The organism is Sphingomonas sp., assembly GCF_035910975.1.
In the GTDB taxonomy this organism is placed as follows: Bacteria; Pseudomonadota; Alphaproteobacteria; order Sphingomonadales; family Sphingomonadaceae; genus Sphingomonas.
In genome coordinates, this window is sequence record NZ_JAMHWM010000022.1 from 19,640 (window position 1) to 35,940 (window position 16,301).

A 16,301-nucleotide genomic window follows, 5' to 3' on the forward strand; every position below is an offset into this window, starting at 1 on the left:
ACAGGAGGCTTGCATGACAGGGGCGCGAATCCTCATCCTGGGCGGGACCGGTTATATCGGGCCGTATTTCGTGAGCGCCGCGCGGGCGCGCGGCCACGAGGTGACACTCTTCAACCGGGGGAATTCCGGGCACAGGGTGCCCGCGGACATAGACGTGCGCGTCGGGGACCGGGAGGGTGACTTCGCGTCGCTCGACGGTGATGCCTGGGATGCGACGATCGACCTGGGCGTGCGCCTGCCCCGGTGGGTGAAGCGGCTGGCCAAGGCGCTGGGCCCCAGGGTGGGGCACTATAGTTTCATATCGACGATCTCCGTGTATGATTTCGACGCGATCGACGGGGTCGTCACCGAAGGCTCCGCGCTGCATCGCTACAATGGGTCAGATGCCTTCGCGCTCGATTCCAACGCTGGGCTGTACGGGCCACTCAAGCATGTCGCCGAAGTGGAGGCGGAGCAGTCGTTTCCCGGCCGCGCGCTGATATTGCGCCCGGGCTACATCGTCGGTCGCGGCGACCATCAGCCGGCCTTCGCCTTCTGGGCGGAACGGGTCCGGCGCGGGGGCAGGACGCTTGCTCTGGGTGATCCGGCCTCGCCGGTCCAGTTCGTCGATGTCCGCGATCTCGCGGAATGGACCATCCGGTGCATCGAAGCGGACCTGACCGGGCGTTTCAACGTCGTCGGCCCGGAAGCGCCGCTGGAACTGGCGCATTTCATCACGGGGATGGCCGATGCCCCGCCGGCTGGGCCGGACCTGGTGTGGGCCGATCCCGCCAGCCTTGCGGAGGCAGTCGCCCATCCGATCTGGCGGCCCCAGCTATTCTGGTCGGAACTCCCGGGTGGATTTGCCGGAGTGATGAGAGTCGACAGCGGCCGCGCGCTGCATGCGGGAATGACGTTCCGCCCGCTTCGTGAAACCGCCGCCTGGCTGCTCGACGATCAAAATGCCGGCGCGGCATCGCCGGTCGAGCGCTTCGCGGACTGGACCTGGGCGGAATATCTGGCGGCCGAGGAAAGCGCTCTCAACCGGCTGGGATGAAGCCGTTCAGCGACGCTCCTGCCTGACGAGCGACAACAGCACGAAGCCCACGACCGGGACAAATCCCCGTCACGGCGACTCGGTCGCGACCGTTGCATAGCCGATAGCCAGCGGTATGGGCCGATCCCGATGCCGGCACCATTGTGCGACCGGCATAAATCGGCCTCGTCAGCCGCTCCCCAGTGCCGCCCGGACTGGCTCTCGCCCGCGAAGCCTGGGGCCGCGAAATGACCTGAGCGTCGATCGGCGCTAGTTGCCGCCGCCCGAGCCCACGCTCACCCGCGCGGCCTGGCCGTCGCCTTGCGGCGCGGCGACGATGTCGCGGGTGACCGAGCCCTTGTCCACCACCACGGTCGCGGGATCGCCGGCGGCGGAGCGCACCCCGGCATTGGCGAGGTCCCGGCCGGCGGCGGAGAGCGCGCTCGTCTCGGTCTGGCTGCGCGGGGCCGGGCCGCCGAACAACGCCTCCAGCGCCTGCTGCGAAGGACCCGTATCTTGCGGACGCGCGGCGCCCGGCTGCGGCGGGTTCAGCGAATAATCGGGCGGGATGACCAGCGGCGCCTGGCGCGCGGTCGCGAATTCATCCGGGCGGGCGCGATCGAAACCGGAACGGCCGCAACCCGCCAGCGCGAATGCCGCCACCGTGGCGACCAGAACAACCTTACGCATCGACTTTCTCCCGAGGGGCCGGCTTGTCGGCGCGGCTGGCGAACAGCGAGCGGACGAGCAGGATCACGACGCCGATGGTAATCGCGGCGTCGGCGACATTGAAGACCAAAAAGGGGCGCCATTCGCCGAAATGCAGATCGGCATAGTCCACGACATAGCCGAACCGCACCCGATCGACGATGTTGCCGAGCGCGCCGCCCAGCACCATCGCCAGCGCGATCAGGTCGCCCTTCACCGTTTCGCGCCACATCCACACGCCCACCCCGGCGGCGATCGCGGCGGTCAGCGCGACGAGCGCCCAGCGCATTGCCGGCCCTTCGGCGGGCAGCAGTCCGAGCGAGATGCCGATGTTGGGCACGAAGCGCAGGTCGAAGAAGGGCAGCACCTCGCGCACGTCGCCGATTGCGCGGATTTCCATCGGCCCCGTCACCCAGGCCTTCACGAGCTGGTCGACGAGGAAGATGGCGACGGCGAGGATGAAGCCGGTCAGGCGGGGGTTACGCATTGCGATCTCAGGCGACGACGGAGGCGCAGCGGTCGCACAAGCCGCCGCCTTCCGCAACCTCCGGCAGGTGACGCCAGCAGCGGCCGCACTTGTCGTAATCGGTGCGGGTGACGGCGATATCGTCGGCCTGATCGACCTTCGCGACGATGAACACCTCGGCCAGCGTCGCGGCATCGAGCGGCAATGCGGGCACCGTCACCGCCGCTTCGTTAGACGAACGGATCGTCTTCTCGCGGCGATAGGGCTCGATAGCCTCGGTGACCTGCCGGCGCAGCTCGCGCACATCGGCCCAGTTGGTCGACACCGCATCGTCGCCGGGCATGGCGGGCAGTTCGGGCCATTCGAGGAAATGGACCGATCCGTCCTCGCTGGGGAAGCGTGCCTGCCACACTTCCTCGGCGGTGAAGGCGAGGATCGGGGCGGCGTAGCGGACCAGCGCGTGGAACAGCACGTCGAGCACGGTGCGGTACGCGCGGCGCTTCGTGCTGTCGGGCGCGTCGCAGTAGAGCGAATCCTTGCGGATATCGAAGAAGAACGCCGACAGATCGTCCTGCGCGAAATCGGTCAGCGCGCGGGTGTAGCGGTTGAATTCGAAGCCTTCGACCGCCGCCTTCAGCTCGACGTCGAGCGTGCCCAGCCGGTGCAGGATATATTGCTCCAGCTCGGGCATCTGGGCGACCGGCAGCTTCTCCGCCTCGTCGAAGCCGTCGAGCGCGCCGAGCATGTAGCGGAAGGTGTTGCGCAGCTTGCGATACGTGTCGCCGGTGCCGGCCAGCACCTCCTTGCCGACGCGCACGTCGTCGAAATAGTCGGTCTGCGCGACCCACAGGCGCAGGATGTCAGCACCCGATTCGCCAATCACCTTCAGCGGATCGACGACGTTGCCCAGCGATTTCGACATCTTGCGCCCGTTGCCGTCGAGCGCGAAGCCGTGGGTCAGCACCGCGTCGTACGGCGCCCGCCCGCGCGTGCCGCACGATTCGAGCAGCGACGACTGGAACCAGCCGCGATGCTGGTCGGAGCCTTCGACGTACAGGTCGGCGCGGACGCCCTCGCCATAGCGCGCCTCGATCACGAAGCTGTGCGTCGATCCGCTGTCGAACCACACGTCGAGGATGTCGTTCTGCGGCTCGTAATCGGCAAGCGCATGGTCCGGCCCGAGCAGCGCCTGATGGTCCGCCCCGAACCAGGCGTCGGCGCCGCCGTGCCGGAAGGCCTCGACGATGCGCGCGTTGACGCCCGCGTCGTTCAGATATTCGCCGGTCTGGCGGTGTACATAGAGCGCGATCGGCACGCCCCAGGCGCGCTGGCGGCTGATGACCCAGTCGGGCCGCCCCTCGACCATCGATCGGATACGGTTCTGGCTGCGGCCCGGCACCCAGCGCGTCCGCTCGATCGCGTCGAGCGCGAGTTCGCGCAGCGTCGGGCCATTGCCGAACTCCCTCTCCCCTTCAGGGGAGAGGGCCGGGGAGAGGGGGAGCCCGACACCGCCGAGCGCGTCGATCGGGGCGATGTACCCCTCTCCCAACCCTCTCCCCTGAAGGGGAGAGGGCTTTGGCTTGTCCATCGGGATGAACCACTGCGGCGTGCAGCGGAAGATGATCTTGGCCTTCGACCGCCAGCTCTTGGGATAGCTGTGCGGGAAGTCGGAGGCCGCCAACAACGCCCCCGCATCCTTCAAATCCGAACAAATCGGACCGTCTGGTGCCGTGAACTTGTCGTTGATGACGCTCTTTGAACGCTCCTCTGTACGGGGAAGCCACGCCCAATCAGCGCGATAGTAACCATCGTCTTCGACCGCAAAGACGGGGTCGATGCCATGCGCCTTGCACAGCGCGAAATCGTCCTCGCCGTGATCGGGCGCCATGTGGACGAGGCCGGTACCGGCGTCGGTAGTCACGAAATCGCCGGGCAGGAACGGGCGGGGCCTCTCGCGGCCAAAAAATCCACCTAGCCCATGCATCGGATGTAGAGCCTTGGCTCCTTCGAGTTGCGACCCTTTACCACGCCATGCAATGTTGGATCGCTGCCATCCCGGGCCCAGCCGCTTTTCGAACTCACCGATCAACTGCTCGGCGATTATCAGGCGGTATTCGTTGTCCGGACCAAAGTACCTGACCTCGCCAAGTGCTGAATTTGCGGCCGCTAAGCCGGTGTTGATGTAATCGACTGCAACGTACTCAATCTCCTCCCCATACGCGAGCGCCTGGTTCACCGGGATCGTCCACGGCGTCGTCGTCCAGATCACCGCATGCGCGCCGACCAGTTCGGGCGCGTTCGGCGCCTCGACGATCTCGAACGCGACGTCGATCTGGGTCGAGACGACGTCCTCATATTCGACCTCGGCCTCGGCCAGCGCGGTCTTTTCGACCGGGGACCACATCACCGGCTTGGCGCCGCGATAGAGCTGGCCGCTCTCGGCGAACTTCAGCAGCTCGCCGACGATCGTCGCCTCGGCCTCGAACTTCATCGTCAGATACGGGTCGTCCCAGTCGCCCTGCACGCCCAGCCGCTTGAACTGCTCGCGCTGCACATCGACCCATTTGGCGGCATAGGCGCGGCATTCGGCGCGGAACTCCTGCGCCGGCACCTCGTCCTTGTTCCGCTTCTTCGCGCGATACGCTTCCTCGATCTTCCATTCGATCGGCAGGCCGTGGCAATCCCAGCCCGGAACGTAAGGCGCGTCCTTGCCCAGCAAGCTCTGCGAGCGGACCACCAGATCCTTCAGGATCTTGTTCATCGCATGGCCCATGTGGATGTCGCCGTTGGCGTAGGGCGGGCCGTCGTGGAGGATGAAGCGCTCGCGGCCCTGCCGCTGCTCGCGCAGCCGGTCGTAAAGCCCGATCCGCGCCCAGCGGTCGAGGATCGCCGGTTCCTTGGCGGCGAGCCCGGCCTTCATGGGGAAATCGGTCTTCGGCAGGAAGACGGTGTCGCGCCAGTCGCGCGGGGTTTCGGGGGCGTCGGTCATAGGTTCCGCGCCCTTAGCGCGCCAATCCTACGCCGTCATGCTGAAACAAGTTCAGAATAACGGTGGTCGGAGCACCGCCCGCGCCGCGTCGCAATCGCGCGCCATCTGCGCCTTGAGCGCGTCCAGATCGTCGAACTTCGCCTCGGGACGGAGGTATTCGATCAGTTCCACCTCGATCGTCTGGCCGTACAGGTCGTCCGAAAAATCGAACAGATAGGCCTCCAGCAACTCCACCGGCGGGGTGAAGCTGGGGCGGATGCCCAGGTTGGCCGCGCCGTTCACCATCCGCCCGTCGGGCAGGCGCGCGCGTACCGCGTAGATGCCGTAGGCGGGGCGGAGGTAATTGCCCATGGCGATGTTCGCGGTGGGATAGCCGATCGTCCGGCCCAGCTTCGCGCCGCCCTGCACCACGCCCTCGATCGCGAACGGCCGGGTCAGCAGCCGCGCGGCGTCGCGCGGGCGCCCGGCTTGCAGCGCCTCGCGGATGCGGCTCGACGACACCGCCTCGCCCCCTGCGGCGACCGGCCCGACGGTCTCGACTGCGAAGCCCAGTTCGTCGCCCAGCGCGCGCAGCACGCCGATGTCGCCGCTGCGCTTGTGGCCGAAGGTGAAATCCTCACCGGTCACCACCCCCGCCGCGCCGGTCAGATCGAGGAGCCGTTCCTGAACGAAGGCGCGCGCGTCGAGGCGCGCCAGCACGGCGTCGAACGCAAACACCAGCATCGCGTCCGCCCCGGCATCGGCGAACAGTCGCTCGCGCTGGTCGAGCGTGGTCAGGCGGAACGGGGCTGCGTCCGGCTTGAAATGGCGCACCGGATGCGGATCGAAGGTGGCGACCAGCGCCGGCCGTCCTTCGGCGCGCGCGCGCGCCACGGCCGCGCCGACCACCGCCTGATGGCCCAGGTGAAAGCCGTCGAAATTGCCCAGCGCGACGATCGCGCCGCGCAGGGCATCGGGAATCCGGGTCTCGCCGCTCAGCCGAACCATGATCGGCGCCTTAGCTGGCTGCGCCCGAACTGCGCAATCATGCGTTGGCGCGGGCGATGGACCTGACCGAACGCCATGATCTCCGCACCGGCACGCCGGTATGGGCCGGCCACGCCGCGCCGCCGCCCGCCGATCCTTTGCCCGACCGCGCCGAAATCGCGATCGTCGGCGCCGGGATCATGGGCGCGATGCTGGCGGACAGGCTGTCGCGCACGGGCCATGATGTCGTGCTGGTCGATCGCCGTCCGCCCGCCGCTGGCAGCACCGCCGCCTCCACCGCGCTGGTGATGTGGGAGATGGACGTGCCGCTCACCCACCTCGCCCGGACGGTCGGGGTGGATCAGGCAGGCGCGAGCTGGCGGCGGGTGTACGACGCGGTGCAGCGGCTGCATCCGAAGGTGGCGTCGGTTGATCGCGCTGTGCCGCGCGCGCCGACCGTCTATCTCGCCGGCGACCTGCTCGACGCGGAAGGCCTGCGCGCGGAAGGGCAGGCGCGACGGCGTGCCGGCCTGCCCAGCGAGTTCCTCGATGCCCGCGTGGTCGCCGACCGATTCGGCATCGCCCCGCGCGCGGCGCTGGTGTCGGACGGCGGCTATGCGGTCGATCCGGTCACGCTCACCTGCGGATTGCTCGCGCGGGCGCGGAGCAACGGCGCGCGGCTGTGCTGGCCGGTCGATGCGCTGCGGCTCGACGGACGGGCGATCGTGACGGACCAGGGGCGTCTGGCGGCGGATCGCATCATCCTGGCCGGCGGGTACGAGCGTGCCCGCGCCTTCCTGCCGCAGGCCTTCTCGCTGCTGTCGAGCTACGCCATCGCCACCGCGCCGGGCGCGGCGCCGTGCTGGCGCGAGGATGCGATGCTGTGGGAGGCGTCCGATCCCTATCTCTATTGCCGCACCGATGCCGACGGGCGGATCATCGCCGGCGGCGAGGACGAGGATCTCGCGACGCCCGAAACCGCCCGCGACCGCCGGATCGGCGAGAAGGCGGGGACGATCGCGGCGAAGCTGGCGCGGATGATCGGTGTTGATGACCTGCGCATCGACCGCCGCTGGGCGGCGACCTTCGGCGCGTCGCCCGACGGCCTGCCCGCGATCGGCCGCGCGCGCAATCACGAGGGGCTGTGGCTCGCCAGCGGCTTCGGCGGCAACGGCGTCAGCTTCGCGGCGCTGGCGGCCGAACTGTTCGCCGCGGAATTCGCCGGCACGCCAGATCCGCTGGCGGCGGCGTTCGATCCCTATCGGTTCGAATAGCGGCCCCGACACGCCCGCGACCCCCGCCGGCAGCATTCGGCGGCGGGGGTCACTTGCGCTGGTGTTCGAGCAGGTCGGCGCGGACGTGGATCGCCTTCAGCGACACCCGCACCTCGAGAAGGAACAGCAGCAGCCCGGTCGTCAGCATCGCCATCGCGACGATGAACAGGATCGCCACCGCATAGCCGATGCGCAGGTCGACGATCCGCGCGACGAACAACAGCGCGACGACCACGCATACCGCGACGGCACTGGCCACGCACAGGCTGATCGCGGCGTTGGTCAGGCTGATCCGCCGGTCGAGGATGCGCAGTTCCCACACGTGGCGATCATGTTCCGGGCCGGTCGATCGCGGGTGCAGCGCCTCCAGCGCTCGGGTGCGGTCGATGATCCGCGACAGCCGGCCCGCCAGCACGTTCAGGATCGCGCCGATCCCCGCGAGCAGGAACACGGGCGCGATCGCGGTCTGGATCGTCACGGCGACGGTGTTGAGGCCGGGGGCAAAGCTTATCATCGGCGCCATCCTATGGTCGGTCGCGCGTGGCGGCAACGGCCCACACCTGTTGGTAACATCTGGAGGCGTAGAGGCAGGGCGAAATGACCAAGCCGATGCCGCTCGCCGATTTCGCGCGCCTGCCCCCCGCCTGCGCCGCGCAGACGGTCGAGGGGCTGGCGACGGCGATCGATGCGGTGGCGGAACGCGCGGCACCCTCGCACCGCTTCCTGCGGCATGGCTGGTATGCCGCCGCGATCCGAGCTTATGGCGGCGACGCGCGGACGATCATCGTGTCGAGCGGGGGCGATCCGTGGCTGGCGCTGCCGTTCACGGGCATCGGGCCCGGCGCGCTGGGCCTGGTGCAGGTGCCCGGCTGCTACTGGCCGTTCCGAGGCTTTCCCGTGCGCGAGGCGGCGCCGGGGCGGCTGTTCGCGACCGCGCTCGACGAACTCGCCCGCATCGCGCGCGGCCTGCGCATCGGCCCTGTCCCCGATGGCGATCCGGCGGCCGAGTCGCTGCTGGCGGCGGCGCGCGCCGCCGGTTGGGCGGTGCTCGACCGCCATATCGCCGACAGCTGGATACTTGATTTCGCCGCGATACGGGCCGGGGGGCAATGGCCACGTCCATCGACGCTCAAGAAGAACCGCTATTTCGAAAAGCAGCTCGCGCAGGAAGGCGCGCTCGTCTGGCGCAGCGTGACGGGCGCCGGCTGGGACGACGCGCTGATCGCGACGCTCGCCGGGATCGAGCGGGCGAGCTGGATCGCGTCGCGCACCGACGGGCGCGACGCAAAGTTCACCGATGACGGCCACGGCCGGTTCTGGCGTGCGGCGGCGGAGGATCCGGTGGTGGCCGGGATGATGCGCGCCAGCCTGCTGACGGTCGGCGATACACCCGCTGCCTTCGCCTTCGATATCGATGCCGGGCCGACGCGCTATGCCGTCGCCAACAGCTACGATCCGCGCTTCGCCCAGCAGTCGCCCGGCCGGCTGCTCGCCTATCGCACCCTGCCGGAGGCGGCCGGGCACGGGATCGAGCGGGTCGATTGGGGCGCGGGCGACAGCGGCTACAAACAGACTCTGGGCGCGACGCCCGGCCCGGCATTGCGCGACTGGCTGCTGCTGCGGCCCGGCCTGCCCGCGCTCGCCGGACGATTGCTGCGCGGCGCATGGGCACGCAGCGGCAACCCCGCCTAGCGACACACTTCCCTTTTCCCCCTCACGGGAGTAAGGGGCGCCACCCGATTTTGTCCCAAAGAGGTTTTGTTTGGCCAAGGAAGAACTGCTCGAGATGCGCGGCCAGGTGGTCGAGCTGCTGCCGAACGCGATGTTCCGCGTCCGGCTGGAGAACGATCACGAGATTCTGGGCCACACCGCCGGCAAGATGCGCAAGAACCGCATCCGCGTGCTGGTCGGCGACGAAGTGCTGGTCGAGCTGACGCCCTATGACCTGACGAAGGGGCGCATCACCTATCGCTTCATGCCGGGCCGCGGCGGCCCCGGCCCGCAATAACCGCGCCCGCGACAGGCATCCTCCCGATCGCCACGCCGAGCCTCGTCCTCGCCTCCACCTCGCCGCGCCGGCTCGAACTGCTCGCGCGCATCGGCGTGGTCCCGGCGCGACTCGCCGCCCCCGACATCGACGAGACGCCGCTGAAGGGCGAATCGCCGACCGCCTATGTCACGCGGCTGGCGGAGGCGAAGGCGCGCGCGGTCGATCGTGCGCCTGGCGAGGTCGTTCTGGCCGGCGACACCACGGTGGCCGTCGGCGCACGCATCCTGGAAAAGCCCGCCGACGAGGCCGACCTGCGCCGCATGCTCGGCTTGCTCTCGGGCCGGCGGCACCGCTGCGTGTCGGGCGTCTGCGCGATCGACGCCGCCGGCCGCGCGAGGGTGCGCCACGCCGCGACCGTCGTTGCCTTCAAGCGGCTGAGCGCGGCCGAGGTCGACTGGTATGTCGCAAGCGGCGAGGGAATGGGCAAGGCCGGCGGCTATGCCATCCAGGGCCGCGCGGAGGCGTTCGTCCGCTTCCTGTCGGGTAGCCATTCGGCGGTCGTCGGCCTGCCGCTGTTCGAAACGCGCGCGCTGCTGATCGCGAGCGGTTTGACGCTTGCCTGACTGGCCAGATGCCTGACTGGATCTTCGAGCGCGGTATCGGCGAGCTTCGGGCTGCCCTGATCGATGGCGACCGCATCCTCGAAGCGCGCATCCTGCCCGATGGCGAACTGGTCGCCGGACAGGTCGTCACCGCCCGCCTCGTCGCGCGGATGCCGGAGCGGGGGCAGGGGATCGTCGCCTGGGACGGGGGCGAAGCGATCGTGTCGCCGCTGCCCGCCGGGGTCACCCAGGGCGCGACCTGCCGGATCGAGATCACCCGGCCCGCAATCCCCGAACCGGGCAAGCCCAAGCGCGCGCGCGCCAGACCGGCGGCCCCGTCCGCTCCGCTCGCCCCGGCCGACCCCGAAGAGTCGCTCGCCGCGAGCGGCATCGATGTGCGGGCGGCGCATATCCTGCGCCCTGCCGACCCCGATCGACTCGAGGCGGCCGGCTGGTCCGAACTGCTCGACGAGGCCGCGACCGGCGCGGTCAGCTTTCCCGACGGCGCGCTGTCGCTCCATCTGACGCCCGCGATGACCCTGATCGATATCGACGGCACGGCCGCGCCCTCCGCGCTGGCCGTCGCCGGAACCCGCGCTGCGGCGCAGGCGATCCGCCGTCTCGATATCGGCGGGTCGATCGGCATCGACCTGCCCGGCGGGGACAAGGCCGCGCGCGCCGCCGCCGCCGAGGCGATCGACGCCGCGCTGCCCCAGCCGTTCGAGCGTACCGCCGTCAACGGCTTCGGCTTCGTCCAGATCGTCCGCCCGCGCCGCCGCCGCTCCCTGCCCGAAATCTACGCGATGGACGGCGCGCTCGCCCACGCCCGCGCGCTGCTGCGCCGTGCCGAACGCACCCCCGGCGCCGGAGAGCGCGCGATCTCGGCCCATCCGTCCGTCATCGCCGCGATCGAATCGCGTCCCGAATGGCTCGCCGAGCTCGCGCGGCGCATCGGCACTCCGGTCGTCTTGCGGGCGGAGCCGAGCCTCGCCATATCCGGCGGCCATGTCCAGGCCCGCCACGCGTAACCTCTGCCCGATCTGCGGCGCGCCGCCCGCGCCGGAGCACGCCCCGTTCTGCGGGCGCGGCTGCCGCGATCGCGACCTGCTGCAATGGCTGGGCGACGGCTACCGGATTCCGGGGCCGCCCGCCGGCCCGATGGTCGATCCGGGGCTGGACAGTCGCGAAGAGCGCGACTAAGGCCGCGCTTCCGTTCGCGAGACGGCCGTGCCTAGGTAGCTCAGTTGGTAGAGCATGCGACTGAAAATCGCAGTGTCGGCGGTTCGATCCCGTCCCTAGGCACCATTTCCTCCCCATGTGACTGGAAGATATGTTTGGTCCCACGGTTTGATGGTGTGATCCATTCGTTGGAATGGAAGGAAGCCATATGGGCCAGATACGTCACGCGAGCGCCACGACCACACACGCCATTTGAGGCGAGCTACAGCGATCGCAAACTTCGGCCGCGAACCTCGCGAAGCGGTACGGGATCAACGAGAAGACCGTCCTGAAGTGGCGGCATCGGCAGTCGGTAGAGGGCATGCCGATGGGCCCGAAGGAGCGCCGCAGCGCAGTGCTCTCGCCGATGGAGGAGGCAGCCATTGTCGCGCTGCGCGTGCAAGCTCGGCCCCCCTGGATGACGTCTTCGTCGCACGGAAGGACGTGATCCCGCAGCTGACGCGCTCGTCCTTGCACCGCTGCCTGCAACGGCATGGCATCATGCCGCCTGCCCAAGGCCGACCGCGACAAGCCCAAGAAATTCAAAGCTTACGAGAGAGATCGGCTACTTCCACATCGACATCGCCGGGTTGCGCTACGAGGGTGGCAAAGGCTTCCTGTCCGTCGCCGTAGACCGGACCTCGAAGCTCGTCTGCGCCCGAATCTAGGGCTCACCCGCTGACGCCGGATATCGCCGGCGAATATCGGGCTGAACCTGTTCCACCAGAAGCGCACCATCTGGTGGCAAATGTCGATCCCGCGCTCGGACAGCAGGTCCTCGACGTTCCTCAGCGACAGCGGGAACCGGACGTACATCACCACCACACCGGCCGGATCACCTCGGGTGACGAGTTGAAGCGACGGAATGGGCTAGGTGGAAGGGCGCGGGACTGGCGGCTCATTCGGGTCCGCTATCAGCCGGCCCGCCCGACACGTTGGTCTGACAGCGCCCTTCAGCGCGAAAAGAGCAGGGCGACCAGCAGAGCGCAGCCTAGCAAACCGGCGCTCGATACCAAGATCACCGCGAGCGGTCGCCAGCCCAGGCTCTGGATCTGGGCGAGTGGTGAGCGCAGTGCGACGGCGGTCACCGCCATTGCCAGCAGGGCGGATGCGGCGGCGTCGCCGGCATGGACGATTTGCGCCGGGATATTCACCACGCTGTTGAGCGCCGCGACGGCGAAGAAGCCGACGACGAACCACGGCACGCCCTCGCTGGGCCGCCCTCGCTCGCCGCGCGGAAGGAACAGCGTCATGACCAGCAGTACCGGCCCGAGCAGAGCGACGCGGGTCAGCTTGACGATCGCTGCCGTATGGCCGGCGGCGTCCGAAAAGGAATAGCCCGCGCCCAGCGCCTGGGCGACGTCGTGGATCGCACCGCCGAGCAGGATTCCCGCCTGGACGTCCGATAGGCCGATCATCTGCGCCGCGACCGGATACAGGATCATCGCCGCGGCGCTGACCGCAGCGATCCCGACGAGCACGACTGTCAGCTGCGCCTGCGTCGCACGCCGGGGGCCAAGCGTGGTCGCAATCGCCAGCGCCGCCGACGCGCCGCAGATCGCCACCGCGCCGCCCGCCAGCATGCCGAACCAGCGATCGAAGCCGAGCCGCTTTGCCGCCATCACGGCGAAGATGATCGTCACGGCGACCGTTCCGGCGATTGCTGCAAGCGTCGCCAGGCCGAGGTCGGCGATCTGACCGAAGGTGACGCGCAGGCCGAGCAGCACGATTCCCCAGCGCAACAGCGATCGTGAAGCCAGCGTAAGCCCCGACGCCAGTTGCGGCTGCCGCGCCAGGAAATTGAGCGCGAGCCCCATCAGCAACGCCATCAGCGTCAGCGGCGGGCCATAACGGTCGGCGATGAAGCCCGCCGCCAGCGTGCCGGCCGCCACTACCGAAAGGCCGGGTAGCACGTCGCGCCATCGTGCGGGCGGCGTATCGACCAGGTCCCCGAACAGGTCGGCCGCCATCGGCATTTCGCGCCGCATCTCGCCCAACATCCGCTCCCGCTTCGTTTCTGGGCACCTCGCTAGCATTGCGGTTGGGAGCGGCCGCGCGGGCGCCGACAAGGAATTGCAATATCGTCCACGCGATATCGGGCCGCGTCCGATCGGCATCGGTGGCGGTCGGGCGTCGCACTTCTAGGGCCGATCGACAGGCGTAGGATGAGAGGAAGCCATGGCGAACACGTCCACACCGCTGGTCGTCGGAATTGGCGGCACGACCGGCGGCATGTCCTCAACCGAGCGGGCGCTGCGCATCGCGATGGCGGCGGCGGAGCGACATGGGCTGGCGACGGCCACCTTCGGCGGCGATGTGCTCGCGCGGTTGCCGCACTATAACCCGAAGCGCGATGCGCTGACCGCGGACGAGGCGCGGCTGGTCGCGGCGGTGCGCGGCGCGTCCGCGCTGATTGTCGCCAGCCCTGGCTATCACGGCAGCATTTCCGGTCTGGTCAAGAATGCGCTCGACCTGGTGGAAGAAACCGTCCGCGACGCACGGGTGTACCTGGATCACCTGCCCGTCGGCCTGATCGCGACCGCCTATGGATGGCAGGCGACGGGCAGTACGATCGCGGCGCTGCGCTCGATCGTCCACGCCCTGCGCGCCTGGCCGACCCCGCTGGCCGCCGGCATCAACTGCAAGCTGGCGCGGTTCGACGATGAGGGTGGCTGCACCGATCCGGACGCCGTCCGGCAGCTGGAGATGGTCGGCGATCAGGTCGCGCATTTCCTGGCGCGACCGCCCGCGATCGTCCTTCCTGTCGCCCGGTCCTAGCCGCCGAGCGCGTCGGCATAGCGCCGGCGGAGTTCGGTCTTGAGCAGCTTGCCGGTGGCGGTGTGCGGCAGGTCTTCGACGAACTCGATCCGATCGGGCAACCACCAGCGGGCGACGCGCTCGGCCAGGAACGCGTTCAGCTCGTCCGCGTCGATGCCGGCACCTGGCGCGCGGCGGACGAGCATCAACGGGCGTTCCTGCCATTTCGGATGCGGCACGCCGATCACCGCGGCCTCCGCCACTCCGGGGTGGGCAACCGCGGCATTTTCGAGGTCGATCGAACTTATCCACTCGCCGCCGGACTTGATCATGTCCTTCGCGCGGTCGGTGAGTTGCAGGAAGCCGTCGGCATCCAGCCGGGCGACATCGCCGGTATCGAACCAGCCGCCGGAGTCGAGCGCTGAGCCCGGTTCGTCGCCGAAATAGCCGGAAATCACCCACGGCCCGCGTACCTTCAGCGCTCCGCCGATCGAATTGTCGGGCGCGACCGGATCGCCAGCCTCGTCCTCGATGCGCAGTTCGATGCCGAAGGCCGGGCGACCCTGACGTGCCGCGAGATCGTGCCGCGCCTCGATATCAAGGTCGCGCTGTCGACCGAGCGGACGGCAGACGGTAGCGAGCGGGCTCGTCTCGGTCATGCCCCAAGCCTGGATCAGGTCGACGCCCAGCATGGCCTCGAACCGGGCGACGAGCGCGCGGGGCACCGCTGCCCCGCCGGCCAGCACCCGTTCCAGCGCCAGCGCGCGCCATTCGTCCCTCGGCACGTTCGCTTCGATATGGTCGAGCACCGCGAACCACACGGTCGGCACGCCCAGCGAAAAGCTGCACCGTTCGTCCCGCAGTAACGCATGGATCGACGCACCGTCGAGGCGCGGCCCCGGCAGCACAAGTTTCGCCCCGCACATTGCCGCCGCGAACGGGATGCCCCACGCATTGACGTGGAACAGCGGCGTCACGACCAGCACGGTGTCGCGCGCCGACAGCGCCATGCCGTCGGCGGACGTCGCACAGAAAGCGTGAAGCACGCTCGACCGGTGGCTGTAGAGCACGCCCTTGGGATTGCCGGTGGTGCCGGACGTGTAACAGAGCGCCGCCGCGGCATTCTCGTCGATTTCCGGCCAGGCCGCGAGCGGCGGCGTCGCTGCGATGATCTCGGCATAGCCATGCGCGTCCGGCAGCTCCGCCGGCACCGCTCCCAAGACGATGACGGTGTCGATGTTGGGAAGCTCCGGCAGCAGCGGCGCCAGCACCGGAACCAGATCGGGATCGACGCAGACGATCCTCGCGCCGCCGTGGTTCAGGATATAGGCGATCTGTTCGGGGAACAGCCGCGGGTTCACCGTGTGCAGTACCCGCCCGCTGGCGCTGATCGCGTAATAGAGTTCGAGATGTTCGACGCGGTTCCACGCCAGCGTGGCGATCCGGTCGCCCGGTTGCGCGCCCATCGCGGTCAGTGCTGCTGCAAAGCAGCGCGCATTGCGGGCGACGGTCGCCCAGTCGGAGCGGCGGATCGAGCCGTCGGCGTCGCGCGTGACGATCCCGGTCGCGCCGTGCGCGCCAGCGGTATGGTCGATCAGCATTGCGGTGGTCAGCGCGCGATGCTGCATCAGGCCCATCAGCATGCGAAGGCGCTTTCGCCGCCGAACAGCGGGACGCCCGCCGTATCGGCGATCGCCATCGCCTGACGATGCGAGGCGACGTTGCCGGCATCGTCGAGCACATGACACCACGCCGCCGCGGCTACGGGGAGCACGGTGCTGAGGCGGTCGAGTATCGCGTCGGGCAGCATACCCGCCGCCGCCGCGTCGGGATCGGCCAGATTCGGCATCACATGACCCGGCTGGACCAGCGTCGCCTGCGACGGAAAGTGCGCGCCGATGGCGTTGAGCGTGCAGGCGCGGTCCGCGGCGGAAATGCCCGTCGATACGCCGGTCGCGGCCTCGACCGAGCGACAATAGGCGATGCCGTCGGCGCGAGCGCTTCGAATCATCTCCAGTCCCAGCCGCATCGCCCGTCCAGAATCGACCACGCAGGCGACGACGCCCCGTCCGATCGTCACCATCTGGTTTACGGCAGCCGGTGTGACGGTGCGGGCGTTGGCGGCCAGCACCGCGCATTCGGTCCCCGCTCGGTCGATGCCCGTCAGCAGTACCAGCTCGCCGCGCCGCAACGTCTCGACCAGCACGGTCGCGGTTGGCCATGGATCCCTATCATCGCGGAATCGTCTCGCCAGCATCTCACTCTCCTAGCTGTCGTTCACGCCGGCGGGCATGAGAGTGTCCCCCGCGTCGGAAA

Annotated in this window: 16 protein-coding genes, 1 tRNA gene and 2 pseudogenes; 10 read left to right on the forward strand and 9 right to left on the reverse strand. The window is 69.1% G+C overall.

Annotated elements, in window-relative coordinates:
- Positions 1–13: 13 nt before the first annotated feature.
- Positions 14–1,036, forward strand: coding sequence for an NAD-dependent epimerase/dehydratase family protein (locus VYI76_RS04280; RefSeq protein ID WP_326523540.1), 1,023 nt, complete (start codon positions 14–16; stop codon positions 1,034–1,036).
- 249 nt (positions 1,037–1,285) lie between these two features.
- On the opposite strand, the gene VYI76_RS04285 is transcribed toward VYI76_RS04280, so the two are convergent.
- Genes VYI76_RS04285 through VYI76_RS04300 form a run of 4 tightly spaced genes read right to left on the reverse strand, consistent with a single transcriptional unit; the run spans position 1,286 to position 6,165 of the window.
- A complete protein-coding gene (locus VYI76_RS04285) occupies positions 1,286–1,705 on the reverse strand; it encodes a DUF3035 domain-containing protein (protein ID WP_326523541.1) in 420 nt (139 codons plus the stop codon).
- The gene (lspA, locus tag VYI76_RS04290; protein ID WP_326523542.1) at positions 1,698–2,210 is read right to left on the reverse strand and encodes a signal peptidase II; all 513 of its coding nucleotides are present in this window, start codon (positions 2,208–2,210) and stop codon (positions 1,698–1,700) included. The genes VYI76_RS04285 and lspA overlap by 8 nt, the downstream gene beginning before the upstream one ends.
- Positions 2,211–2,217: 7 nt before the next feature.
- Positions 2,218–5,178 carry an isoleucine--tRNA ligase gene (ileS, locus tag VYI76_RS04295; protein WP_326523543.1) on the reverse strand — a complete coding sequence of 987 codons (2,961 nt, stop codon included), beginning with the start codon at positions 5,176–5,178 and terminating at the stop codon, positions 2,218–2,220.
- A gap of 51 nt (positions 5,179–5,229) precedes the next feature.
- Positions 5,230–6,165 carry a bifunctional riboflavin kinase/FAD synthetase gene (locus VYI76_RS04300; protein WP_326523544.1) on the reverse strand — a complete coding sequence of 312 codons (936 nt, stop codon included), beginning with the start codon at positions 6,163–6,165 and terminating at the stop codon, positions 5,230–5,232.
- A gap of 56 nt (positions 6,166–6,221) precedes the next feature.
- On the opposite strand from VYI76_RS04300, the gene VYI76_RS04305 reads away from it, so the two are divergent.
- On the forward strand, positions 6,222–7,418 hold the full coding sequence (locus VYI76_RS04305) for an NAD(P)/FAD-dependent oxidoreductase (RefSeq protein ID WP_326523545.1): 1,197 nt from the start codon (positions 6,222–6,224) through the stop codon (positions 7,416–7,418).
- Between the two features lie 49 nt (positions 7,419–7,467).
- On the opposite strand, the gene VYI76_RS04310 is transcribed toward VYI76_RS04305, so the two are convergent.
- Positions 7,468–7,932, reverse strand: a complete 465-nt coding sequence (locus tag VYI76_RS04310; protein WP_326523546.1) for a DUF2721 domain-containing protein — start codon at positions 7,930–7,932, stop codon at positions 7,468–7,470.
- 83 nt (positions 7,933–8,015) lie between these two features.
- Between VYI76_RS04310 and VYI76_RS04315 the strand changes: the two genes are divergently transcribed.
- The 7 genes and pseudogenes from VYI76_RS04315 to VYI76_RS04345 all read left to right on the forward strand — a co-directional run.
- Positions 8,016–9,110, forward strand: coding sequence for a GNAT family N-acetyltransferase (locus VYI76_RS04315; protein ID WP_326523547.1), 1,095 nt, complete (start codon positions 8,016–8,018; stop codon positions 9,108–9,110).
- Positions 9,111–9,180: 70 nt separating this feature from the next.
- Positions 9,181–9,426 (forward strand): translation initiation factor IF-1, encoded by a 246-nt coding sequence (gene infA, locus VYI76_RS04320; RefSeq protein ID WP_026325702.1) that lies wholly within the window; start codon positions 9,181–9,183, stop codon positions 9,424–9,426.
- A 26-nt stretch (positions 9,427–9,452) separates the two neighbouring features.
- The gene (locus tag VYI76_RS04325) at positions 9,453–10,031 is read left to right on the forward strand and encodes a Maf family protein (protein ID WP_326523576.1); all 579 of its coding nucleotides are present in this window, start codon (positions 9,453–9,455) and stop codon (positions 10,029–10,031) included.
- Between the two features lie 8 nt (positions 10,032–10,039).
- Entirely contained in the window at positions 10,040–11,038 is a 999-nt protein-coding gene (locus VYI76_RS04330) for a ribonuclease (protein ID WP_326523548.1), read from the forward strand.
- Positions 11,016–11,210: a DNA gyrase inhibitor YacG gene (locus tag VYI76_RS04335; RefSeq protein ID WP_326523549.1), complete on the forward strand. Its 195-nt coding sequence runs from the start codon at positions 11,016–11,018 to the stop codon at positions 11,208–11,210. The genes VYI76_RS04330 and VYI76_RS04335 overlap by 23 nt, the downstream gene beginning before the upstream one ends.
- Before the next feature lie 29 nt (positions 11,211–11,239).
- Positions 11,240–11,315: transfer RNA gene (locus VYI76_RS04340), tRNA-Phe, on the forward strand.
- Between the two features lie 82 nt (positions 11,316–11,397).
- Positions 11,398–11,893: pseudogene (locus VYI76_RS04345) on the forward strand (IS481 family transposase); the annotation flags it as partial.
- On the opposite strand, the pseudogene VYI76_RS16805 reads toward VYI76_RS04345, so the two are convergent.
- A pseudogene (locus tag VYI76_RS16805) lies at positions 11,877–12,130 on the reverse strand (IS6 family transposase); the annotation flags it as partial. The pseudogenes VYI76_RS04345 and VYI76_RS16805 sit on opposite strands and share 17 nt — an antisense overlap.
- 51 nt (positions 12,131–12,181) lie before the next feature.
- Entirely contained in the window at positions 12,182–13,228 is a 1,047-nt protein-coding gene (locus VYI76_RS04350; RefSeq protein ID WP_326523550.1) for a YeiH family protein, read from the reverse strand.
- A 178-nt stretch (positions 13,229–13,406) separates the two neighbouring features.
- Between VYI76_RS04350 and VYI76_RS04355 the strand changes: the two genes are divergently transcribed.
- On the forward strand, positions 13,407–14,006 hold the full coding sequence (locus tag VYI76_RS04355) for an NADPH-dependent FMN reductase (RefSeq protein WP_326523551.1): 600 nt from the start codon (positions 13,407–13,409) through the stop codon (positions 14,004–14,006).
- Here VYI76_RS04355 and VYI76_RS04360 read toward each other — a convergent pair.
- A complete protein-coding gene (locus VYI76_RS04360) occupies positions 14,003–15,628 on the reverse strand; it encodes a long-chain fatty acid--CoA ligase (protein ID WP_326523552.1) in 1,626 nt (541 codons plus the stop codon). The two genes, VYI76_RS04355 and VYI76_RS04360, sit on opposite strands and share 4 nt — an antisense overlap.
- Positions 15,622–16,242, reverse strand: a complete 621-nt coding sequence (locus VYI76_RS04365; protein ID WP_326523553.1) for a 3,4-dihydroxy-2-butanone-4-phosphate synthase — start codon at positions 16,240–16,242, stop codon at positions 15,622–15,624. The genes VYI76_RS04360 and VYI76_RS04365 overlap by 7 nt, the downstream gene beginning before the upstream one ends.
- Positions 16,243–16,301: the final 59 nt, after the last annotated feature.